Annotated in this window: 20 protein-coding genes; 3 read left to right on the top strand and 17 right to left on the bottom strand. The window is 52.1% G+C overall.

The genetic code is table 11. The features are described 5' to 3' along the window. Positions 1 to 252: 252 nt before the first annotated feature. The 16 genes from WMW72_RS08360 to WMW72_RS08285 all read right to left on the bottom strand — a co-directional run bounded on the left by WMW72_RS08360 (position 253) and on the right by WMW72_RS08285 (position 18,808). On the bottom strand, positions 253 to 1,428 hold the full coding sequence (locus tag WMW72_RS08360; RefSeq protein WP_341414973.1) for an amidohydrolase: 1,176 nt from the start codon (positions 1,426 to 1,428) through the stop codon (positions 253 to 255). A 221-nt stretch (positions 1,429 to 1,649) separates the two neighbouring features. Further along, positions 1,650 to 2,810, bottom strand: a complete 1,161-nt coding sequence (locus tag WMW72_RS08355) for a M20 family metallopeptidase (RefSeq protein WP_341414972.1) — start codon at positions 2,808 to 2,810, stop codon at positions 1,650 to 1,652. Positions 2,811 to 2,824: 14 nt separating this feature from the next. Then, complete coding sequence (locus WMW72_RS08350) at positions 2,825 to 4,798, bottom strand: S9 family peptidase (RefSeq protein ID WP_341414971.1); 1,974 nt, start codon at positions 4,796 to 4,798, stop codon at positions 2,825 to 2,827. Next, positions 4,795 to 5,802 (bottom strand): ABC transporter ATP-binding protein, encoded by a 1,008-nt coding sequence (locus tag WMW72_RS08345; protein ID WP_341414970.1) that lies wholly within the window; start codon positions 5,800 to 5,802, stop codon positions 4,795 to 4,797. The genes WMW72_RS08350 and WMW72_RS08345 overlap by 4 nt, the downstream gene beginning before the upstream one ends. Continuing rightward, positions 5,799 to 6,815 carry an ABC transporter ATP-binding protein gene (locus WMW72_RS08340; RefSeq protein WP_341414969.1) on the bottom strand — a complete coding sequence of 339 codons (1,017 nt, stop codon included), beginning with the start codon at positions 6,813 to 6,815 and terminating at the stop codon, positions 5,799 to 5,801. The genes WMW72_RS08345 and WMW72_RS08340 overlap by 4 nt, the downstream gene beginning before the upstream one ends. Then, positions 6,802 to 7,659 (bottom strand): polysaccharide deacetylase family protein, encoded by an 858-nt coding sequence (locus WMW72_RS08335; protein WP_341414968.1) that lies wholly within the window; start codon positions 7,657 to 7,659, stop codon positions 6,802 to 6,804. Before WMW72_RS08335 ends, WMW72_RS08340 begins: the two co-directional genes overlap by 14 nt. A gap of 1 nt (position 7,660) precedes the next feature. After that, entirely contained in the window at positions 7,661 to 8,467 is an 807-nt protein-coding gene (locus tag WMW72_RS08330) for an SDR family NAD(P)-dependent oxidoreductase (RefSeq protein ID WP_341414967.1), read from the bottom strand. Between the two features lie 8 nt (positions 8,468 to 8,475). Then, positions 8,476 to 9,381 (bottom strand): ABC transporter permease, encoded by a 906-nt coding sequence (locus WMW72_RS08325; RefSeq protein WP_341414966.1) that lies wholly within the window; start codon positions 9,379 to 9,381, stop codon positions 8,476 to 8,478. Beyond that, a complete protein-coding gene (locus WMW72_RS08320; protein ID WP_341414965.1) occupies positions 9,378 to 10,307 on the bottom strand; it encodes an ABC transporter permease in 930 nt (309 codons plus the stop codon). Before WMW72_RS08320 ends, WMW72_RS08325 begins: the two co-directional genes overlap by 4 nt. 61 nt (positions 10,308 to 10,368) lie before the next feature. After that, the gene (locus tag WMW72_RS08315; RefSeq protein ID WP_341414964.1) at positions 10,369 to 11,946 is read right to left on the bottom strand and encodes an ABC transporter substrate-binding protein; all 1,578 of its coding nucleotides are present in this window, start codon (positions 11,944 to 11,946) and stop codon (positions 10,369 to 10,371) included. Positions 11,947 to 12,035: 89 nt separating this feature from the next. Continuing rightward, positions 12,036 to 12,695, bottom strand: coding sequence for a helix-turn-helix transcriptional regulator (locus tag WMW72_RS08310; protein ID WP_341414963.1), 660 nt, complete (start codon positions 12,693 to 12,695; stop codon positions 12,036 to 12,038). Between the two features lie 18 nt (positions 12,696 to 12,713). Then, positions 12,714 to 13,928: a threonine synthase gene (locus WMW72_RS08305; protein WP_341414962.1), complete on the bottom strand. Its 1,215-nt coding sequence runs from the start codon at positions 13,926 to 13,928 to the stop codon at positions 12,714 to 12,716. Between the two features lie 422 nt (positions 13,929 to 14,350). Next, on the bottom strand, positions 14,351 to 15,808 hold the full coding sequence (locus WMW72_RS08300; protein WP_341414961.1) for a sulfatase: 1,458 nt from the start codon (positions 15,806 to 15,808) through the stop codon (positions 14,351 to 14,353). A 27-nt stretch (positions 15,809 to 15,835) separates the two neighbouring features. Then, entirely contained in the window at positions 15,836 to 16,702 is an 867-nt protein-coding gene (locus WMW72_RS08295; protein WP_341414960.1) for a carbohydrate ABC transporter permease, read from the bottom strand. A gap of 9 nt (positions 16,703 to 16,711) precedes the next feature. Further along, positions 16,712 to 17,584, bottom strand: coding sequence for a carbohydrate ABC transporter permease (locus tag WMW72_RS08290; protein WP_341414959.1), 873 nt, complete (start codon positions 17,582 to 17,584; stop codon positions 16,712 to 16,714). 60 nt (positions 17,585 to 17,644) lie between these two features. After that, positions 17,645 to 18,808 (bottom strand): ABC transporter substrate-binding protein, encoded by a 1,164-nt coding sequence (locus WMW72_RS08285; protein WP_341414958.1) that lies wholly within the window; start codon positions 18,806 to 18,808, stop codon positions 17,645 to 17,647. Between the two features lie 339 nt (positions 18,809 to 19,147). On the opposite strand from WMW72_RS08285, the gene WMW72_RS08280 reads away from it, so the two are divergent. The 3 genes from WMW72_RS08280 to WMW72_RS08270 all read left to right on the top strand — a co-directional run bounded on the left by WMW72_RS08280 (position 19,148) and on the right by WMW72_RS08270 (position 22,385). Then, positions 19,148 to 20,101 carry a helix-turn-helix domain-containing protein gene (locus tag WMW72_RS08280; RefSeq protein WP_341414957.1) on the top strand — a complete coding sequence of 318 codons (954 nt, stop codon included), beginning with the start codon at positions 19,148 to 19,150 and terminating at the stop codon, positions 20,099 to 20,101. Positions 20,102 to 20,320: 219 nt separating this feature from the next. Next, positions 20,321 to 21,154 carry a helix-turn-helix domain-containing protein gene (locus tag WMW72_RS08275; RefSeq protein WP_341414956.1) on the top strand — a complete coding sequence of 278 codons (834 nt, stop codon included), beginning with the start codon at positions 20,321 to 20,323 and terminating at the stop codon, positions 21,152 to 21,154. Positions 21,155 to 21,383: 229 nt separating this feature from the next. After that, positions 21,384 to 22,385: a hydroxyacid dehydrogenase gene (locus WMW72_RS08270; protein WP_341414955.1), complete on the top strand. Its 1,002-nt coding sequence runs from the start codon at positions 21,384 to 21,386 to the stop codon at positions 22,383 to 22,385. Positions 22,386 to 22,476: 91 nt separating this feature from the next. Here the strand turns inward: WMW72_RS08270 and WMW72_RS08265 are convergent, their stop codons facing one another. Beyond that, positions 22,477 to 23,871, bottom strand: coding sequence for an MDR family MFS transporter (locus WMW72_RS08265; protein ID WP_341415183.1), 1,395 nt, complete (start codon positions 23,869 to 23,871; stop codon positions 22,477 to 22,479). Between the last annotated feature and the right edge of the window lie 4 nt (positions 23,872 to 23,875).

Here is a 23,875-nt window from a genome sequence, read left to right as displayed (position 1 = left end):
GTCCATACTCTAAAGCTTGACAAACCCGATTGCTTGCTTGGTTTCAACTGAAAAAAGGAGCCTTGTTGGGCTCCGCCTTGACTTTGATTTACACCATACAAAGTACCCCCATGCGTCATGAAGCTAGCCTTCAATGACTTTGCACAGGGGTGCTCTGCCAATCAGTTACCGGATGAATGTCGTTCCGGTTCTACTCGTTATTCCCTATCCTTGAACGTGAAACATGCCCTCTTGTCCAGCCACTTGAACGTATCAGTCTTTGAACAGCAGCCGTTCTGCTACGCCAACGAACAGGCGAGCACCATATTGCAGCGCATGTTCATCAATTTCGAATTTCGGATGGTGATGCGGATGCACGATTCCCGCTTCTACATTGCCGGCACCAATGAAGACGAAGGCGCCCGGTACGACTTGCTGGTAAGCCGAGAAATCCTCAGCGCCCATGCCGGGTGGAAGCAAGGTGACTGCTTCTGTGCCGAAGAGCTCTGCCGCTGTCTCCTCGACAAATCGGGTGACATTGTCGTCATTGACCACCGGTGCATAGCCAAATAGGTAGTCCAATTCATATTCCGCGCCATGAGCGGCCACAATGCCCGCTACGATCTGCTCCAGCCGCTGCCGGGCCCCTTGGCGGATGTCTTCCCGGAAGCTGCGCACCGTACCGCGCAGCACAGCCGAGTCAGGGATGACGTTGTGTGAAGCTCCTCCGGTAAACTGGGTGACGGAAACGACAAGCTGCCCGAGCGGGTCGGTATTGCGGGACACAATGTGCTGCAGATTCGTCACGATCTGCGCGCCGATGGCGATGGAATCAATGGTGTTGTGCGGTGATGCAGCGTGCCCGCCGCTGCCTTTGATCGTAATGGTAAAGTTGTCGGGCGAAGCCGCCCGCTCCCCATAGCCTAGGCCGATCTGGCCGAGCGGCAGCTGGGAAGACAGATGCTCGCCGATAATCCAGTCGACGCCATCCAGAACGCCTGCTGCCACCAGCTCGCGGGCGCCGCCGGGCGGCAGCTCCTCTGCATGCTGGAAGATGAAGCGCACTTCGCCGTGGATGCGGTCTCTGTGCGGGACCAGCTGCTTGGCAACCGTTAGCAGCGTAGCCGTATGCCCGTCATGCCCGCAGGCATGCATGATACCGTCTACCTGGGATTTGTAAGGCGTGTCGTTCGCCTCCTGAATCGGCAGCGCATCCATATCGGCACGAAGCGCCAGCACCTTGCCGGGGAACTTGCCGATTAATCTGGCTACGACACTCGTCGGTGTAGGACGGCTAATCTCCAACTGGCCGAACCCCCGCAGCAGATCCTCCACATATTGCGCTGTCTTGAATTCCTGGAAGGACAGCTCCGGCTTCGCGTGCAGCTCCCTGCGCCAGGCGATCGTCTGCTCGGTAATTGCTTCTGTCCATTGAATAATGCTGCTCATGCTATCAGCTCCTTATAGGCTAGTCATTGGATGACTTCTATGAATTTAGTTCATGACAAAGCTTCGCTTTCTAATCACAAGTAATCTACTTGATTAAGTATGATATGTTGCTATAATAAACCAAACTAGCGCAAAAGTATAATAAAACCAAATAAAAACCTGACCGCAGAAGAACGCAGAACGCCCTTGCAATCAGGATTTTGATGAAACTTAGCAGACGGCTAAGCGAGCGTACCTGTTCCTAGAGGCTCCTCCATCGCTTCCACGATTAAATGAGCCAGCAGTGCCGTACGCAAGACGATGCTGTCTATCTCCACGTATTCGTCCAGCGCATGAGCACCGTGGCCGACCGCGCCGAGCCCGTCCAAGGTAGGAACGTTCAGCGCCGCCGTAAAATTGCCGTCGCTGGCGCCGCCCGTGGCGGTCTCCTCTAGTACGAAGCCCAGCCTGCCTGCAATAGGCTGAGCGCGAGCGAAAAGCTCACGGCTTGCAGTCCGTTCCATCGGCGGGCGGATCATGCCGCCCGTAACTCGCACCTTCGCGTTAGGCAGAACGGGCGAAACACCTAGAATACTGCGGCTAAGCCGCTCCGCCTCCTCCATCGTTTCGATGCGCAGATCAAGCTGAGCCCGCGCCTGGCCGCTGACCACGTTGACAGCCGTGCCGCCTGAAGCGATGCCGACATTAACCGTGGAGCCCTTCTCATAATCGGTTAACCCTTGGAGGAACAATATTTGATGGGCCAGCTCCTCCAGCGCATTGACGCCTTCACTATGGTTGACTCCAGAATGAGCGGATACACCTTCGACCTCCAAGGTAAAACGGCCGACTCCTTTGCGCGAAGTTTTGAGCTTACCCGAAGGGCCCAATGCCGGCTCAAGCACAAAGACGGCATCGCTCTTGCGGGCTTCTTCCTCGATCCATGGCCGGGAGGAGGGACTTCCCACCTCTTCGTCGGTATTGATGAACAAAACGATATTTTTGGCCGGCGCATAATGGGCAGCCACCGCGTGCATCGCGTACAGCCCTTGCAGCAGACCGCATTTCATATCGAAGATGCCGGGACCGTATAGGCGCCCGCCTTCCTGCCGGAACGGACGCTTCGCCGTCTCGCCTTCCGGCCATACCGTATCGATATGCGTCATCAGCAGGATTTGCCCCGTTCCCTTACCCAAATGCAGCTTGACTTGATTTCCGTATTTTTCTTGGCGAATATATTCAACCGTACCGCCCAGTTGCTGCTGGAACCGGTCGATGACAACTTGCATCGCCTGATCCACCAACGCTTTGCTGCCTGTCGGAGTGTCCAGGTTAACCAGATGTTCCAAGTCCGACAGCAAGCTCCCCTGCTGAGCTTTTATAAAATCCAGCAATTGACTCATGATCCTCACCCGCCTTATCCGTTCCGTTGAAACCAATTCGCTACCGCATCAAGCCGTGCTATACGCTGCCGAGGCTTTCCCGACGAAGCCATGGCATGGGAAGCGCCCGGGAAGCGGATAAACTCAACCTGTTTGCCAAGCCGCTTCAGAGCTTGGAACCACTGTTCCCCTTGCTCGATCGGACAGCGATGATCCTGCTCTCCATGGAGAATCAACACCGGTGTGGTTACCCGCTCGGCATATCGGATCGGCGAGCGCTCCATAATATGCTCCTCACCGTTCCAAAGATCCGTCCGTCCCCCAAGCTCGTACAGATTGATCTGAAAACCGAGATCGCTGCTGCCGATTTTGCTGTACAAGTTGCAGATCGACCGCTCGGTTACCGCCGCCTTGAAGCGGTGATCGTGGCCGATAAGCCAATTGACCAAGTACCCGCCATAGCTGCCGCCCATCACATATATCGGCTCGTCTTTCTCCGTACCTGCCGTTTCGAGGAAACCGAGAATATCGTCGACGTCCTTGCCGCCCCACTGCCCAACAACGCCATACGAAAAAGCTTGCCCGTAGCCGTAGCTGCCCCGCGGATTGCAAAAGACGATCCGGTACCCCCGGCTCGCCAAATACCAGAAGTCGTAATGAAACGAGTGGCCGTAAGCAAGATGCGGACCGCCGTGAATCATCAGGATCGTGCCCGCACGCGGTGCCGCTGCTTCCGCATCCTTTCGCTCCAGCGTCCAGCCCTGAACGATCCAGCCGTCGGGCGTACGATGAGACAGCTCGCCAATAGCAACGGCAGGCGCCTGCCGCAGCAGCTCCTCGTTATCGTAAGTGATCCTCTCTACGACTGCAGCGGATTCCCCCTGCCACACCGCGCGGTACAGCTCGCCCAGCCGGTCCATCGCATCCCCGACAAACACCACAGCCGTTTCCCGTTCATCGCAGTGCTCCACATCAAACGCATGCACGTTGAGGGACAAAGGAAGCTCAGCGATATGGAGCATTGCCGTATCCAGCCGGTACAGCGACTGTCTGCCTTCGGATGTTCCGGCAAATACGATGGTCCCGCTCGCCACATGATAAGCGGCGACCGTATTCAGCCCCGTTCGCTTGCTGTCGCCAATAATGTGATAGCCTAACGGTACATCGATGTTCCCCTCCAGCCAAACGGCCTTACCGTTCTGCCGAACAATAAACCACCGGTCAAATTCAGCACTGTTCGGCGTGGTTTCCTTTCCCGTACCGAGCAGACTTCCGTTCTCCAAAGGAATAAGGGCCGAAATCGACTTCACTTCCGGATCGATCGTTGTAATCGAACCGCTTGCCCTGTCCCGTACATGGATGTGGGGATTTTTATGCCGATCGTCCTCTCCCGGGAAATCCACCGAAAAATAAAGCTGTTTTCCATCCGGCGAAAAGGCCGGGTTTCCGTGATCGGACTCCAGCTCGGTAATCTGCTTCACTTCACCCGATTCCAATCCAATCTCAAACAAATGCGTATAGCCGTTCGTCATGCCTTCGCCATCCAGCTTATAGCGCATTCTTTTTACCGCATAAGCCGTTGTGTTAATCTCGTTGACCCGGCTTATAAAAACGATGCTTCCGCCGTCCGGAGCCCATACGAAATCCTTCACCTTGCGTCCGGGCGCAAGAGCCAGCACCGCGCCAGACTCCGGCCGGTACAGCCAGAGCTCGTCGCTTCCTTCTACCTTGCGGATAAAGGCGAGCAGGCTCCCATCCGGCGACCATTTCGGACTGTGATCCAAAGCAGGCGGCTGTCCTTCTCCAGACTCGGCCAACAGAGGCGTTTCCGTATGCGTCTTCGTATCCCAAACGGTCAGCCGGCTGATATAACCATCGTTCTCGATGTTCATGCTCGCCTTGGCGAGCACGACCTCCTCCCGCTTGAGAGGATGGACAGCCGGCGCTCCAAACAACGTGATCCGCGCTAAATCTGTCGATTGCAGCATGCTAAGTTCCGCTCCCTTCATGTTTCGCCCACCAAATGACAGGCTACCCAATGTCCCGGCTCCGCTTCCCGCCACTGTGGCTCTGCTTGGCTGCATCTGGCTTCCGCCCAAGGGCAGCGGGTATGAAACCGACAGCCTGCCGGCGGATGAAGCGGACTCGGCAGTTCACCGCGCAGCGTAATTTTTTCGCGCTGCCGCTGCAGCTTCGGATTCGGGACCGGGATCGCGCTCATCAACGCCTGCGTATACGGATGCAACGGCTTTTGGAATATCGTCTTCTTGTCGCCAAGCTCGACCATTTTGCCCAAATACATGACGCCGACGCGGTCACTGACATGACGGACAACGGATAAGTCATGCGAGATGAACAAATAGGTAAGGTCCAGCTCCTTCTGCAGCTGGCCGAACAAATTGACGATCTGTGACTGTACAGAAACGTCCAAAGCCGAGACCGGCTCGTCGCAAACGATAAATTTCGGGCGCAAAGCGATCGCCCTGGCGATCACTATACGCTGCCGCTGGCCGCCGGAGAACTCATGCGGATATTTATCCAGGCTGGCTGGAGGCAGACCGACCATCTCCAGCAGTTCTTTGACCATCTGTATTTCCCGGCCCGTATGCAACCCGTGAATGCGGAACGGCTCGGACAAAATATCGCGGATTTTCATCCTGACATTCAGCGAGGAATAAGGATCTTGGAAGACGATCTGCATGTCCTTCCGCAGCTCCCGCAGCTGCTCTGCCTTTAATAGGGACAAATCCTGCCCGTTAAATCGTGTCGTGCCTTCCGTCGGGCGCTCCAAATACAGCACTGCGCGGCCTGTCGTCGATTTGCCGCAGCCGCTTTCGCCTACAAGACCCAGCGTTTCTCCCGCAGCTAGCTCGAAGCTGACGCCGTCCACCGCCTTCACGACAGAACGGTTCAAGCCGAACAGCTTGGACGATTGCGTATAGTGCTTTTTGATATTGTCGACGACGATCAGGGGAGCAGCTCCTGCCCCTTTTTCAGCGTATCCTTGACTCATGAAGCTCCCCCCTCCGCCGGATGCCAGCAGGCGACGGCATGACCGTGCCGATCCGCCGTCAGCTCGGGATTTTGCGATGTGCAGATGTCCGTGGCCGACGCGCAGCGCGGATGAAAGGGACAGCCCTGCGGCAAGTTTTTCAAATCGGGAACGACGCCCGGAATGGTGTTCAGCTCCGTCTCATCGTCGCTAGTCAGATCGGGGATGCTATTCAGCAGCCCGATCGTATACGGATGACGCGGTGCCTCCAGCAAATCGTCGACGTCCGCCAGCTCCATCAGTTGACCGGCATACATGACCGCTACCCGGTCGGCGGTATCGGCAATGACGCCCATATCGTGCGTAATGAGCAGAATAGAAGTACCGTAATTGCGCTTGATGTCCTTGAGCAGGTCCAATATTTGCGACTGGATGGTCACATCCAAGGCTGTCGTCGGCTCGTCGGCAATGATCATTTTGGGGCTGCATGCCAGCGCCATCGCAATCATCACCCGCTGCCTCATCCCGCCTGAGAGCTCGAATGGATACTGATGAAAGCGCACGTCGGGCTCCGAGATGCCCACCGATTTCAGCAGCTCGATGACGCTGCGTTTGCGCTCGGCTTTGCTCATCGGTTTATGCAAAATATATAATTCCTCAATTTGCCGGCCGATGGGAATGAGCGGATTCAGCGCCGTCATCGGTTCTTGAAAAATCATCGAGATGGTATTGCCACGAATGCGTTTCATCTCGGATTCACTTTTATTTGTAAGGGACATGCCATCAAGCATGATATCTCCATGGTCAAAACGAGCATTCGCCGGAAGCAGCTTCATAAGAGACAAGGCCGTAAGGCTTTTGCCGCTGCCGCTTTCTCCGACGAGACCGAGAATTTCGCCTTTGTTCAGCTGCAAAGACACGTTGCGCAGAGCCGTTACCGGACCCGACGCTTGCTGAAACGACAAGGAAAGCTTATCGATGCTGACGATGGCTGACGACTCCTTATCGGCTGCCCGTTCTTTAGAGACCGTCATGGCCCAGCCCTCCCAGCGATTCGCGGAATTGCCCGGCATACTGCCTCGCATGGTATTCGGCGATTTCCCCACAGGTGGCCCACCATACCTCGGGATCATTCTTCAGCCTGGACAGCAGTCCTTCAAGCGCGATCAGCCGCGACCCTCGTCCGCTGATCCAATCGTGAACCGTCAGCAGGAACAGTCCGCCGAACCGCTTGATGCCTTCAAACTCCTGCTCCCACGTATCGATCACGGTGCGCGGGTTGAGCGGCGGATTTCCCGCTCCGCCACCGGTATACCGGTAAAAAATAGCATCGTCAAGCAGCCACTGTACCGGGATCTCCGGCAGATCCTCGAACCAATACGGATGGTCGTAGCCCATCAGCGAGCTGTCATAAGGAATCCCATGGCGCTTGATCAGCTCGAACGTATCCGGTGTCATCTCCCAGGAGGGGGAGCGAAAGCCCATCGTTCGCGGACCGATCACCTTCTCCAAAGCCGCCTTTCCCCGGAGAATACTTTCTTCCACCTGCTCTTCGGTCAGCTCATCCACCCGTTCGTGCAAGTAGCCATGCAAGCCGATTTCATGCCCCGCTTGGGCGATCGCTTCCACCGCTTCGGGATAATGCTCGGCGATGACTCCGGGTATAAAAAAACTGGCCCGGATGTCCAGATCGGACAGCATCCCAAGAATCCGGTAAATCCCTTCGCGCGGGCCAAAGGCTCTCTGCTCCAGCTCTCCGAGCGTATCCGGGCGATTATGCCGTGAACGCCATAAGTAGGGAGTTTGCCCGTCAAAATCGATGCTGAATACCGCCGCACAGCGCTTGCCGTCCGGCCAAGCATACGTCGTTTTTGTCATATCAGGCCTGCTTTCCGGCCTGAGCCCCGGAGGATTTGAAGGTGCCGGCCGTACGCCCGCCGTCGACTGTCAGCGTCGAGCCGGTCATAAACGAAGCAGCCTCGGAGCACAAGTACAGAATGGCAGTCGGCGCATCCTGCGGTCCAGATGTGCGGCCGAGCGGAATTTGCGTGAGCATATTCTGCACGTAGTCCCCGGTCAGCTCACTGACCTCGCTGCCAGGTGCAAATCCGGGAGCGACCGCGTTCACGCGAATGCCGTACGGCGCCAGCTCCAGCGCGAACGAGCGGGTCAGCATGGACAACGCCGCTTTGCCCGTCGAATAGTGGCCGCCGCCAATCTGGGTGCTAAGCGCAGCTCCGGAGCTAATGTTGATGATCGAGCCCGGCTTGCCGTCGTCGATCATCTGACGGGCCAGCAGCTGGGTCAGCAGAAATGGCGCCTTCACATTCACGCCGAACGAAGCGTCCCAATCTGCCGCACTCATTTCCAACAGCTTGTGCCTATGATAAACGCCAGCGTTATTAATTAAAATATCGGCGGAGGACCATTCCTTCGCAACGAATTCGGCCAGATCAGCAATGGACGCCTCCTGAGTCAGGTCGGTCGTATGAAACAGCAGCTCCACCTTCTGCAGAAGCGGGTCTTCCTTCATCGCATACAGTTGTTGTTCGCGGATGTCCGACAGCAGCAGCTTCGCCCCTTGGGCTGCAAAGGCCTGTGCGATCCAAGTGCCGAATATGCCGGCCGCTCCTGTAATGACAACCTTTTTGCCGATAAACGCGCCTTCAAAATGCAATTCGATCACCTCGTGGTTTATCTTTTTTGATTTTTCGGGTCCAGCCGATCCCGGACATAATCCCCGATCATGTTAATGGAGATAACGACGGCAAAGATCGCAATGCCGGGAAAAGTCGTAAGCCACCACGCCGTGGAGATGTACTGCTGGCCGATCGACAGCATGGAGCCCCAGCTCGGATTCGGCGGCTGAACCCCCAGCCCGATGAACGATAAAGAAGCCTCGAAAATAATCATCAGCCCGACTTCCAGCGTGGCGACAACAACAAGCGAAGGAATCACTTCAGGCAAAATATGCTTGAACAACAGCCTGCCAGGTCGTGCACCCAAGGCGGCGGTCGCTTTGACAAAATCTTTGTTCACCGTAGCAAGCGTCGTGCTTTGCGTCACCCGGGCATATCGGGGCCAGCGCGCGAGGCCAAGCACAATGATCAGATTCAGCAAACTCGGCCCCAGCACAGCTACGGTCAAGATCGCCAGCAAAAAAAACGGAATGGACAACAAAATGTCGGCCACACGCATAATGAGAGCGCTGACCCAATTTCGATAAAATCCGGCCAGCATCCCAAGCAGTCCGCCGACAATCCCGGATATAAATACCGCGGTCACGGATACGAATAAAGACACGCGGGCTCCGTAGATGAGCCGGCTGAACACGTCTCTGCCTAGCTCGTCGGTGCCGAGCGGATAAGATGACCCATCCGGTCCGATAAATCCCGGCGGCTTCAAGCGGATGGACAGCGCGGTCAGCGTAGGATCATGCTTCGCGAACCATCCGGGCAGCAGCGCGATCAGGACGAACAGCAGTAAAATAAAGGCGAAAGGAACTATGGAAATCGGCCCAAACCTCCACAGTTTGGCCTTCGTTTGCCTGATCCAAGAGCGTGGAGGAGACGACGGTTCCGGTGCGGGCAATAGACTCATTGTGATGTCCCTCTCTCCAGCTTGATTCTTGGATCTACCCATGCGTATACAAGATCGGTAAGCAAGTTAATGAAAATATAAACCGACGCACCGAGCACCACGACAGCCTGCACCAGCGGAAAGTCCCTCGACGCAATGGACTGAATCGTCAGCTGGCCCAGACCGGGCCAAGCGAAGATCGTCTCCGTCAGGACGGAGCCTCCGAGCAGATTGGCACATTCCAAGCCAAGAATCGTAATGATCGGAATGGAGGCGTTGCGCAGCAAATGCCGGTACAGCAGCCTGGAGGTTCCTACCCCCTTGGAGCGGGCGGTTCGGACGTAATCCTGGCCGAGCTGCTCCAATACGCTGGAGCGGGTCATCCGCGCTACCGTCGCAATCGACAGCGAAGCTAGCGTAATGGCCGGGAGCAGCAGCGACTGCAGATCTTCCGCCCCAGACGAAGGCAGCCAGCGCAGCTTAACCGCGAACAGCATGATAAGCAGTATGCCTGTCCAGAAGGCAGGCATACTTTGACCGATCAGAATAAAGGGCATGCACACTTTTTCAATCCAAGTTCCTTTGTAGATCGCCGTAATCATGCCCATGGGCACCCCGATGATCACAGTCAGAATAAGGGCGGACATCGCAAGGTCGATCGTATATGGGATCCGGTCCATCACGATGTCCAGCACAGGCATTTTTTGCACATAAGAGTAGCCGAGATCCCCGGTAAACAGCTGCTTCAAAAACTCCACGTACTGCACAGCTACCGGCTGATCCAGCCCCAGCGCATGGCGAAGCACGGCAATATCTTCAGCTGTCGCATTCTGCGGGACCATGAGCAGTACAGGATCGCCGGTCAAGCGCAGTATAAAAAAGATGATCGTGGCTACGCCAAAGACGGAAATCAGAGCCTGGACGATTCGCTGTCCTACATAAAGCATCGCGATTCCTCCTAAACGTTTTGCCAAGCAAAGCTTGCTTCGTAAGCAACACTAAGCCGCATTATTTGATCCATTTCATGTCTTTGACAAAGAAGTTCTCCTGCGGATCGGGCTGCCACTGCAATTTTTTCGAAGCCCCGTACAGCGCATAAGCTTGGTATAATCCGATACCCGGCACATCCTGCTGGAGCACGTTAAACGCTTTTTTATAATTGTCCTTGCGCACCGCTTCATCGGTTGTCGCTCTCGCTGCGTCAACCGCCTGGTCAAACGCCGGATTGCTGTAGCTGCTCCAAATCGTACCCGTACGGAAGAGCGGGAGGATCGTGCCGTCGGCGTCCATGCACGCGCAGGACCAGATACCCATACGGATGTTCCCCCATTTGCGGGCAGGGTCTTGAACTTTTTTCAGATAAGTCGCGTGGTCAGTGCTCGCGATGTTGACTTTGATCCCGATTTTATCGAGATCGCCTTGAATCGCCTGTACGATTCGTTGGTCAAACGAAGGCGACGTGGCGAAATCCAGCGTAAGTCCGCTCGCATACCCCGCTTCGCTCAGCAGCGCCTTGGCTTTCTCAGGATTGTAGCTATATCCGGAAATGCTCGGATCGTAGCCGAACGAAAGCGGCGTCAGCACTTGGGTAACCGGCTTGCCGAAGCCGTGGAGCAGCGATGTAATCAGCGATTCATAGTTGATCCCGTAAGCGATGGCCTGATTGACCTTGCTCGATTTGGTCGGCGTATCGGTGGCCATATTGAAGGCCAGATAAGCTACGCGCTCCGTTGGCGTCGAGAAGACTTGAAGGTCGGACTTGCTCTTGATGTTCTCTACATCGTCGGGGCTAATTGCCGACACGAAATCGGCCTTGCCAGACTGCAAATCCGCCACGCGGCTTGCCGGATTCGGTACGAAACGGTATTCGATCGCCGGGATTTCCGGCTTGCCGCCCCAATAAGAAGCGTTGGCTTTCAGCGAAATTTGCGTTCCTTTCGCCCAGCTGTCGAATTGGTACGCACCGCTCCCAACCGGGTTCAGGTTGAACTGGTCGTTCCCCTTCTCTTTCACGTATTTTTGCGGCACAATGCTCAGGTTGACCAATTGGGTCAGCAGCGTTGGGCTTGGCCCGTTCGTGGTGATTTTAAGATCGTTGCCTTCCGCTTTAGCCGAAGCAATCATGTTGAAGTTGGCAAACTGCGGACTGCGGAATTCTTTGTCCAAAATACGCTGAATGCTGAAGGCAGCGTCTTCCGCTGTCAGCGGGTCACCGTTGTGGAATTTGATGTCGCTGCGGAGCTTGAACGTCCACTCTGTCGGCGAGTCCTGCTTCCATGATTCGGCCACCCATGGCACAAAGCTGTTGGTTTTCGGATCACGGTGGATCAGGTTGTCGAAAATGTTCCGGTATACGGCATAGCTGTCAAAGTTATACTGAAGTCCCGGGTCCAGGTTGGCCGATTCATTTGCGAGATCGACAACCAGCTTGCGGCTTTCCGTTTTGGCTTCAGCTGTAGCGCCTTGCCCTTGCGACTGCTGCTCATTCTTGTTGTTAGCCGCCTGCTTGGCTACGCTGCAACCTGTCAAAGCCATAAACAAAAATATGCTGAATACAATAATTCCGCTTTTCAATAATGATTTCATGTATGTAGTCCTCCCACGATGTTTACATCAAGCATCAGCATCATACCGTTCGGTATGTCTGTTGGATCCGTACAGCGTCACGCCTGGGGTTAAGAATGGGGATTCAAGGTGGCGTCCGCCCGAATTTTTTGCAAATAGTTGTAGACGGTATATTTCGATACGCCGAGCACTCCCGCCACATATTCGGTAGAGCCCTTGATCAGGAACGTCCCCTTTTGCTCCAGAAGGCGCACGCTTTCAATTTTTTCATCCGTTTCCAGCATGGATGGCGCCTGATTGAAGCCTTTGAGCACTTGGCTTACCAGATTGGCGATCATCTCCTGCACGGAGGAGTGAAACGTTTCTTTGTCCGTTTCTTCATGCTCGAACTGCACCATCTGCTTCAGCTGATTGTTTAAAGTAATATAATGGCTAACATTCAGATTGATGCACATGGCACCGATCACCTTGCTGTCGTCATCGCGAAGAAAAACTGTGGATGATTTCAGCACATATCCATTGGCCGATACCGTCTTATAGTTGGCGATGTCGCGAATTTCCTCAGCTGGCTTCTTCAGCTCCTGCAGCACCAAATCCGTAATCGGGGCTCCGATCTTGCGTTCCGTTATCGTTCCCGCCAGATGAATCAGAGACTTCTCCAGGTTAGAAAAATCATGAATCGCTACTTCGCATTCACTGCCAAGCATTTTCACCAGCATGTCCGCAGTGCGAATAGCCTGGTCAAAAATGGATTGCTTTGTGTGGTCCATGTGCCCCTTCCTTTTCCCTTATTCTCGGATCATCCGTTCACCTGGTTCAAGAGTCGGGACTTCCACCTGCACGGTTTCGGGGTATTTGATCCCGCTGCCCGTATTCAAGGCGATGACGGTCTCGCCCGCTTTGATCCAGCCGCTCTCTCTTAAGCGGCGTGCCGCCGAGAACGTCGCCGCACCCTCTGGACAGATGAATGCTCCCTCCAGACGCGCGATATCTGCCTGCTCTTGAAGCAGCGAGGCGTCATCGATGGCTATGGCGCAGCCGTCCGTTGCATAGATGGCTTCGAGTACAAGAAAATCGCCAAGCGCTTTTGGCACATTGATACCGAAGGCTGCAGTCTCGGAGTTCTCCCAAAATTCGGAGGACGACTTTCTTTCTTCCCAAGCCTTAACGATCGGAGCGCAGCCCGCCGCCTGAACGGCCACCAAACGCGGGAGTTTATCTGAAATCCAGCCTAACTCGGCAAGCTCCTTGAGTGCTTTATAGATCCCAATGATCCCTACTCCGCCGCCGGTCGGGTACAAAATAACGTCAGGCACCTTCCAGTTCAGCTGCTCGGCGATTTCCAGCCCCATCGTTTTTTTGCCTTCAATCCGGTAGGGCTCCTTCAACGTGGACGCATCGAATAAACCGTGATCTCGCACGGCTTGAGCTACTATTTTCCCAGCATCGCTAATCAGCCCGTTGACAAGATTAAGATTAGCGCCTGAAATCGCGCATTCATTGCGGGTAATGACCGGAGCTTCAATCGGCATGACGATAGACGCTTTGATGCCCGCTCTGGCCGCATATAAGGCCCATGCCGCACCGGCATTGCCATTGGTAGGCATAGCGAGCTCGCTTACGCCAAGCTCCTTGGCTTTGGACACGCCGACAGCGGCTCCCCGCGCCTTAAAGCTGCCGGTAGGGATAATGCCTTCATCCTTCATCCAAAGATGATCGATTCCCATCGTGGCACCGATGCGATCCATTCGCAGTAGCGGGGTCATGCCCTCGCCTAAAGTCACGATATTGTCCGGATCCACTACAGGCAGAAGCTCATGGTATCTCCATAGATCGTGGCCACGTCCGGCCAGACTGGAAGGTGTCCAATGTTTTTTTAGCTCCTGCAAATCATAATCGACCAGCAGTGGAGAACCGCACTCGCATAGCTGCTGGATTTGGTCATAGCGGTACTCTTTCTGACATTTAGGACAATGCAGATGGGTAATATAACTGAATTTCATCCGTACAACCTTCTCCCTGAATGAATACCAACAAAAATGAAGTTATTACAATTTTTTGTGAATCAAATCAAGACACTCTCCTGGAAACTAACCAAACAGGCAATCATTGAGTTTCGTACGTACGATGTAACAAGCTTTCGGTGGTCCGATCAGCATTATACACTTGTAATCCAGTTGGTTTACTAGCGTATTATCTTCAACAATTTAGCACGTTAAATAGACCCTGTCAATTTGGTTACAAAAAAATTTTAACAATTACAATTTTTAATAGCTTATAAAAATAAAGACGACTACTCAAGACGCGCTGAGCAGCGTCCTAGATTGTCGTCGTTTGGTGAGGGATAGGGCTGGGATTGAGAGGCCTAAGCTTAATTCTCCCATGTAACGCTAGCCATATAGGGAGATGCGCAAGCCGCATTCTATCAAGAACTTGAGATCCCCAGACGCTCATACTGTTCGTCGGGTGCTTCATTTTCTCTCATAAGCTGCTTCATAAGACTAAGCATTCGCGCTTCAATTTTCGAATCCTGAAGCTGCGACTTTTGCTGCGGGTCGTTGTGTACATCGTATAACAGCGTTCCGAACGCATGCAGATTTCCCCAAGTCCGTGCAGGGATTTTAAGAGTCTGTATCTGCTTGGTAAATGAGAATGGATTCGCCAATTCGATGTTTTGCAACTCTTGCGGGTGGAACCTGCTGCGCATATGAGTCGGCATCAGCGTATAGTTGTAAAGGGGCCGGTTGTCTGCATTTGCGGCTGCACGCATGTAAACATAGCGTCCGTCTGTGACATTGACATGTCCTCCGTGAATACCAAATAATGCTCCCTCACGGATCGGTTCGTCCGTCTCAATGGTTCGCCGTAGCGGTTGTCCCTGCATATCCTTCGGTAGCCCCACACCGAAATAGTCAAGCAGAGTCGCTGGAAGATCAATCGTTTGAACCAGACTTTGCCTGCGTTCTCCCTGCACGCCGGTTCTCGGATCCCAGATGAACAGCGGTGTATGAGCTACTTCGTTGTAGAACGGCTGCACACATTTCGCCCATTGATCATGCTCACCAAGCAGGAAACCATGGTCCGTGTTTACAATCAGCAGCGTATCCTTCCATAGATCGAGACGGTCCATCACATCTAGAACCTTCCCCAAATAATGATCGCACATCGTTAACAAGGCAGCATATTCGAACCTCATGTGCCTCACATCCTCCGGGGTTTCGGTTACTGGTCCATAAATCGGCCAATCTCCTAGCGGACCCTTGTAGTCATGGGCATAAAGTTTTTTATATTGTTCCGGACTGAAAAAGGGCTCATGCGGATCAAACGTTTCGAGCTGAAGATACCAATTGTCCTCCTCATGGTTCAATTCGATAAACTCTAAGCCACCCGAGAATGTCTGAGCTTGGGGAAACTGTTCCTCCTTCCTCATATATTGCCGGTTAATTCGATCCTGGCGGTACATTTTCCTAGCGATCGGATGAAGCCCTTCGAGCGATAAGCCGTCCGGATTGCGTACCTCTCCTTTCCAGGGATCACCTTCCTGTCCTCGAATTAGCTCAAATGAAGCATAACGCGGATGGTAGGTCCCCCCTCCGTCCTCCCAATAATGCTGGTGGTCGGTAATGAGATGGGTATAGACCCCTGCTTCACCAAGCATCTCGATTGCGGAGTCGTCAAAAGGCTCAAGCGGCCCCCAGCTTCGGTGCAGGAAATTATATCTCCCCGTATGAAGCTCTCTGCGGGCTGGCATACAGGGCATACTGCCAATATAACTGTTGTCGAAGACTGCCGTTCGTTCGGCTAGACGCTGAAAATTGGGCGTCTGAATCCAATCCGGGCCACCGTAGGGGGATAACATATGACGATTTAATGTATCGAACATGATCATGATTGCTTTCACTCGTTGATTTCACCCTTTCACTCCGGATGCTGCTACACTCCGAATAAATTGCTTTTGGAAGAACAAAAACATGATGATAATCGGCACAGAAACCAGCAGCGAAGCGGCCATCAGCAGGTTGTAATGAACGTGATGCTCACCTCGAAACGTCTGCAAACCGAGCTGAAGCGTGCGCATAGCTGCCGAATTCGTATAAATAAGCGGGTGAAAAAAATCATTCCATACGCTGACAAATTTGAATATGCCTAGCGTTGCAAGCAAGGGCCCGCTTTGCGGCAAATAGACAGAGAAGAATAAACGCAAATAGCCCGCACCGTCAATAAAGGCGGCATCATCCAGCGCTTTAGGGAATTGGAGATAAAATTGACGAGCCATAAATACACCAAACGCACCCGCAAGCTCCGGCACGATTAAGGAATAGTAACTGTCCAGCCAACCATTGCCCCCTGTGCCAAGCCAATCGTTGCCTCCAAAGAAGGGGATGGATTTCATAATAAGGAACTGAGGAATAATCACGACTTGGGCAGGCACCATCATACCGACCAGCATGACTAGGAAAATCGGCTGGTTTCCTCTGAACGCAATACGAGCAAACGAGAAACCGGCAATCGAGTTGAATAGCAAGCTGCCTATCAAAGCCGCAATCGTAACAAAGGCTGAATTTTTGAAGTACGTTAGCCAATCCCCCATTTGAATAGCCCGAACATAGTTTTCTGGGTGCCAGGAAACAGGCAGAAGCTGCATCGCATTAACCGCGAATTCCTCTTCCCCCTTCATCGAGGTAAAAAAAGCGATCAACAGCGGGAGGATCATAAGGATGGCAATTACAATCAGTGTGACATAGGCTGATATTCTTTCAATAATCGAAGTTTTCATGCTTCACCTCTACTCCGCCGTGTGATTCCGATTGCCCACTGCATACTGAATCAACGTGACAATCAATGTCGCCGCTAGCAGAAATACGGCCATCGCGGATGCATACCCCATTTTGTATTCCTGGAAGCTTGCGCTGACGATTTGCGATACGATGGTGGTGCTCGAATTGGCTGGCCCGCCACCTGTTAGAACGAACACCAGATCGAAAACCTGAAATGAACGGATGGTGGCTGTAATGAATAAGAACAAGGTCATCGGCTTCAGCAGCGGTACCGTGATAAACCAAAACTTCTTGAGCCCGGTTGCTCCATCCAGACTCGCAGCCTCATACAAATGCTCAGAGATGCTTTGGATGCCGGCAAGGAAAATGATCATCGCATAGCCTATACCGGTCCAAGTACCGACGACAATAACGGACCACAGAGAAGTTTCCGGATCCTGCAGCCAGTTACGGCCCCCGATTCCGAGCGTCTCAAGCAACCCGTTAATCGGTCCCTGACGAGGATCAAATAACCAAAGCCAAGTTAGCGATACCGCCACCGATGAAATAACGCCTGGCAAATAAATAATGGCGCGGAATACGGCAAGCCCCCGTAACTTCATCGACAGCAGATTGGCAAGAACAAGCCCCACGGCCATTCCTGGCACCACGGTTCCGATCCAAAACAGAGCCGTATTTTTGATAGCCCGGTGAAAGATATCATCATGAAGCAGCCGCACATAGTTTTTAAATCCAGACCATACCGGCGAGTTCAACATCGTGTAATCCGTTAAGCTCAAATAGAAAATCCAAAAGATCGGGATGAGTATGAATACGGTAAATAAAATGAAGTTCGGTAAAATCAGCAAATAGGGAATGATTCGGTTCAAGCCTTTTTGCACTCCACGTTCCTCCCGGAATTGAAGGGCAGCCTTAGATGGCCGCCCTCACCCGATTTTCTCTCACTTCGCGCTTGCGATTTCCTTGCGCGCCAATTCCGCATTCGTGGTTAGAGCTTCCTTAACCGGCTTGATACCGTGATAGGATTCTTCCAGTGCCAGCCTCAAATATTTCACATGAATTGCCCAGTTGCCCGAGGGACCATATCCCCTTGCATCCTTTAATGCTTCAAATGCAACCGCGTTAGCCGGTCCCAATTTCACATATTGGTCTTTGAGTGATTGAAGCGGGGGAATCATTCCCGTCTTCGTTGTAAACTCGAGGACATTGGAGCTTTCGAACCAGAATTTGATAAATTCCCAGGCTTCCTTCGGATACTTGGTCTTTTGCGCTGCCGTCACAAACGTTCCTAGCATTAACGCTGTACGCTTCCCATCCGGTCCTGCCGGCGGCAGTGTCCATCCGATCTTATCCGCGCCGACCGATTGCTGCAGCGATGCCGCACCTGCGGTTGAAATGAAAGCCAGCGCAGCTTGGCTGCTCTGAAACGGAGTACCACCCGCCTGCTGCTGGTTGGAGGGAATGATCGCCCCCGCCTTGTAAAGATCGACCAGCTTTTGTACCAATTCGATGGATGTCGGCGAATCAAACGTGGGGTTGCCGTTTGCATCATAGAAATCTCCTCCTAGCAAAAGCAGAAGGGATAGGTAAGATTGCTCCCCGTTACTTGTCTGAATGTCGATTCCCGATCGATCCGTCTTCCCGTTCTTCGTCACCTTCAGCTTCTCCGCATAATCGAATATGTCGTTAAACGTCTTCGGCGGATTCTCGGGATCAAGGCCAGCCTCCTTGAAGAAATCTTTACGCCAAGCTAACGGCCGAATTTCCGGAAATAGCAGGCCGTATTGTCCGCCTTTATACTGTCCCGCCTTCAGGATATCTGGGAAAAAGTCCTTCGTTCCTTCCCACTTATCAGCTTCTATATAGGGCTGTAAATCCAAATATTTGCCTTGATTCACCGTCGAGATCAACTGACCGAAACCTAGGCCGTGCACGTCAGGCTGTAAGCCTCCCGAATAAGCAACGGTGAGCTTCTGAAAATAATCCGCCCATGGGATGAATGTGGGTTCCACATGAATGTTGGGGTGGGAACCTTCAAACTTCTTGATCAGATTGGCTACGGCCTCCGTCGCAATCGCATCCGTACCGGGATACCATAGCTTCAAAGTTACTTTCTCCTTATTCGGTCCTGAAGAGGCTGCGCTAGCGTTAACTTCCTTCCCTGTATGGGCCGAAGAGCACGCGGTTACGAACAACATGGACACAGACAATATGGCGGATACAACTGTAATTTTCTTCACTTCGATTTCCCCTTAAGTGAATTTTTAGGTTGAGACCAGCGTCTCCATCCGGTTAACCGGTCTGAAATGCAACTCCACCTTTTCATAGCGATTTACTTGTTTTTACATTTAATGCTTAGTATTATAACATCTAGAGCTGCTTTCGTATTTATCATAAAATCGCGATAATGTTTCAAAAATACACATGATACAGAAGGGAGCACTATGAATACGCTCATAGAGTTCAGCAATCAAAGCTCGCTCGACCATGTGAACATTAATGTAAGATGGCTGAAGGAGTGGAAATTGAACGATACGCGTCCAAACTTGTTCATTTTTCCTTACACGGCCTTCTGGATTGTATTATCGGGAACAGCTGTCATTGAACTGAACCACACCCGTTATACACTCAAGCAAGGAGACATCGTCTCCATACCGTCTAAGTCGGCCCAGTCATGGAAGGAAATCGGTACCGGAGGTCCCTTCCACTATCTTTCCTTTGCATGCGAAGCCAAGACCGGCATGGTCGATTTTATTCGCTCTTATCAATTTCCGGAAGTCGTCACCGATGTAGATCAGGTGGAGATCGATCGGTTAGTCGAAGAATGGAGAAGCTTAGCGTGGGAATATAACGAGTTTTTAAAGCGATTTGATGAGAAGGATATCAAATCGACTGAGAAAGTTTTCATATCGGCTTCTATGGGGAAAGGCATCTCATTTCCTATTTTCACCTTGAGTACGGATCAGACGGTTTTATACCTTCGCATTCGCGCGAAAGGGACGCTATGGGTCCAGCAGCTTTTTCAGACGCTTCGAAGTCGTCTTCCCGATCACCCTATCGCATACGATACCCGGGTGTTTGAGGTTTGCGCTTATGTGGAGCAGCGCCTCCACGATCCGCCTACCTTAGATGAGATGGCTTCTTTTGTCTCGCTTAGTAAAGAACATCTTCGCAAGCTGTTCCAAGCCTCTTATGGCCTTTCTCCGATGCAATACGTCAAGCATGTTCGACTGCAGCATGCCAGAGATTTGTTATTGCTGACTTCCTTCCCCATTAAGGATATTGCCAGTAGGATCGGATATGAAGATCAGCATCATTTCTCCAGGGCTTTTCAGCAATCTGAGGGTATGTCCCCCAAGGAGTACAGACGTCGTACTCTGCAAGGCGGCAGAGTGTAAGGGTGTAGAGACTTTCGAGGACTTGCGCAGGATGCGGCCGTCCGATTCGTGCATCGGTTGTGCGGGTAGACGTGCAGTTGAGTTAAAACGAACAGGACAGCTGTGTGTCATATTACTTTTTTTGGTGCAAAAAATACAGGGATAAAATCGCAACTTGTCAAATAATTAGTTATCTTGTATTTTGCCAGATAAAGTAGTGATTGGAGGCTCCACGCGCAAATGACCAGCAAAAGTGACGATTTATTCATAAAAAATATTCACTTATATGAAAGTAAACATAAAGAAGGCGCCAACGTTACGGAGCATCATCATCAAATTCATCAAATTTTATATGCTTTAGACGGAAAGGGCACCCTTTCACTGGAAGGAAAGAACTTGGAGTTCAACCAAGACAACGGTGTGGTCATCGTGCCTTATGACAGTCATGCGATTTTCTCTGACTCGAAAATGACAGTGCTGGTCCTCGTATTTGATCAAACCACTCTAGATAGCTCGGTGAGTGATTCGCTGTTGGATGAATGTTTCAGCTCCTCACGATTAATCAAGCTAAATCCGTTCGCCGGGAGTGAATTCAGGCAGCTCCTAAGGAAGATGCTGTTCGAGCAGTCACGAGGAAAGCCGTTGAACTTGTTGGCTATGAAAATCCATTTATCCGAAATTCTGCTGGTCCTCGCCCGTTCGCAGCAGGTAACTCCGATATCGGATGCCAACAGTTTACGGGCCGAACGGCTGCGTAATTACATTGACACGCATTACTTTGAAATCATGAGCTCGAATGACATCTCCGCCAAGCTGGGAGTAAGCAATCGGCATATCCATAATATTTTTAAAGAACAATACAGCGTGACCCCGATGCAGTATTTAACCGAAGTCCGGATGGAGTTGGCGAAAAAAATGCTGGCTGAAACGCAGAAAGATATTATATCCATCTGTTTTGAAGTAGGGTTTGAAACGGTGTCTACGTTCTACCGCACGTTCAAAAACGCCGTTCACATGTCCCCGAATCAATACCGCAAAGCATATAAAACCGAACCACCAAACACCGTAACCTAATATACCCATAACCTTCTTCGTTTGCTGGCAATGAAGAGGTTATTTTTTATTCCGGCGGGAGTGCTGCCGGCAATAAAAAGAGTTCCAATATTAAGAAAGCGATTCTCATTCTAGTAAGACAGAGGCTCGCTCTATGCAATACGATAAGTGTATCACGTGACGTAAGTGTGTCTTGTACACCACTGTCATCACGCATATGCCACGCAGATAAGTAGAGGAGGAAGCTGTAGTGCGTACTCTCATTGCTATTTCCAATCCGGACTTGCGTAAGCTCGTTATCTCCGAGCGTGCGATAGCCGCATTGACTGAGGTTTCAGAAATTGATTGGGTTCCCGTAGGAGAATCGTATACGAGTGAAGATTTGGCCAGAGATATTCCAGCTTATGATGCTTGCATCACGAGTTGGCGTTCGCCTAAATTTACACAAGAGGTGCTAGAAAAGGCGGAGCGGTTAACATTTATCGGTCACGCAGCAGGTACGGTCATTCCCATTGTCGATGAATCCGTGTTCCAAAAGCCAATAACGATTGTGAATGCCAACTCGGCGTTAAGCAAATCGACGGCTGAAGGAACGGTTATGATGATGATGCTCGCTGCATGGAATGGCATTCCTTATATTGAGTCGCTGCAGGAAGGGAAATGGTCGCAGAGCAGCCAAGAAGCGGTAATGGGATTGTCTGGCACCACGGTCGGTTTGATTGGCTATGGCGAGATCAGTAGTGAAGTTATTCGCTTACTTGCACCTTATCAAATGAAGATTCTGCTTCATTCACGGTATTGTACGGAGGAGGTGGCGGCGGCATTAGGCGTTCAACTATGTGGTTTAGACGAATTATTGCAGCAAAGCGACATGATCTCGCTGCATAGCACGTTGACGTCAAGGAACTCAGGGATACTTGGCGCACGTGAGCTGTCGATGATTCGTGATGGCGCTGTCCTGATAAATACAGCCAGAGCTCATCTGATTGATGAGCAAGCGCTGATCGACGAATTGCGCAAAGGACGATTTACAGCTGCACTGGATGTATTTCATCAGGAGCCATTAGGCAAAGACCATGAATTGTTGCGCCTATCCAATGTGATTTGTACACCACACATAGCCGGGTTTAATCGCCACTGGAAATCGCAACAAGTAGAAATGGTTGTCCAAGATTTGTTGAGATTGTTAAAAGGTGAGCCATTGCATGGTGAGATCACATTGGATAAGTATCGCCGATTAACATCGAGGTGATAACAGCGTCTTTAATCCATTCATGTGACTAAGGAGCTTAACTTCATATCCAGAACCGCGCTGCTACGCTGGCGTCAAATGCTTGAATGACTTATCCCGCGCGCTTAACGACAACCCGCCGGATGAAGATGGCGACAATCAAACCTATAATCGAGACGATTAGCGAAAAGAAGAACGCGTTCCGGGAGCCAAATGCTATCGCGTCCGCCATTCTATCGAGAGAATTCGACAACATGGAATCCTGCAAGCGCGTATCCGTCCCTCGTGATAGGAGACTGACGGCAATGGCCGTTCCGATCGCGCCTGTCACCTGTTGAAGCGTACTCATGACGGCTGTGCCGTGCGGATGCAGAGCAGGCGGCAACTGGTTCAGCGCGTTCGTCTGCGCTGGCATCATCACCATTGAGATTCCAACCATCAGTCCGATATGAAGAGCGACGATCCATCCCGCTGAGGAAGAAGCCGTTATCCAGCAGTAGAACCCTAACGTTGACGCAATGACCAAGAAGCCCGGGATAACCAGCCGCTTCGGACCGTGCTTATCGAATAAGCGCCCCATCGAAGGGGAGAGGATTCCGTTCAATGCGCTGCCCGGCAGTAGCAGGAGGCCGGTCGTGAACGCGGAGAACTTCAAGCTGTTCTGCAGATATATGGGCAAAATAATCATGCTGGACACAATAATCAACATGCCGATCAGAATGATTGTTTGCCCCACTGTGAACATTGGGTACCGGAAGACGCTTAAGTTCAGCAATGGCTGACGTATGGTTAGTTGCCGAAGCGCGAACAACGCAAGGAATACGATTCCGATCAGAAGGAATACCGTAACCGCCATGCTTGTCCACCCCGCCTCCGCTTCGCCGGCCTTAGAAAAACCGAATACGACAGAGCCGAAACCTACAGTGGATAATACGATAGACAACAAATCGATCGGCGGCTTCGTACGCTTCGTTACATTTTCCAAGTACCTCAGTCCTATTAACAGGCCTATCCCTAGTAATGGCAAGGAAAACCCAAATATGTAACGCCAGGACAAGTATTCAATCAGCAGCCCGGATAAGGAGGGGGCGATGGCAGGTGCGAACATGATAACGAGGCCGACGGAGCCCATCGCCGCGCCTCGCTTCTCTGGCGGATAAGCGACAAGGATCATATTGAATAAGAGCGGAAGAAGCAGGCTCATACCGATTGCCTGCAGAACACGGGCTGCCAATAACATCTCGAAACCGAACGCCAGCGACGCGATCAAAGTGCCGGTTATCGAACTCACAAGCGAGATGATGAACAACTGCCTGGAGGTGAACCACTGTAGCAACAATCCGGTCATCGGCATAAGAATGCCGAGCGTCAGAAGGTAGCCTGTCGTTAGCCATTGCGCGGCAGAGGCCGATATGTGGAAGACCTCCATCAGATGGCTGATGGCGATATTCAGCGCCGTCTCACTGAACATGCCGACGAAGCCGCAGACGAGCAAGGACGTCATCATAAGG

The organism is Paenibacillus filicis (assembly GCF_038070315.1).
Lineage (GTDB): Bacteria > Bacillota > Bacilli > Paenibacillales > NBRC-103111 > Paenibacillus_G > Paenibacillus_G filicis.
This window is presented reverse-complemented; position numbering and strand designations above follow the sequence as displayed.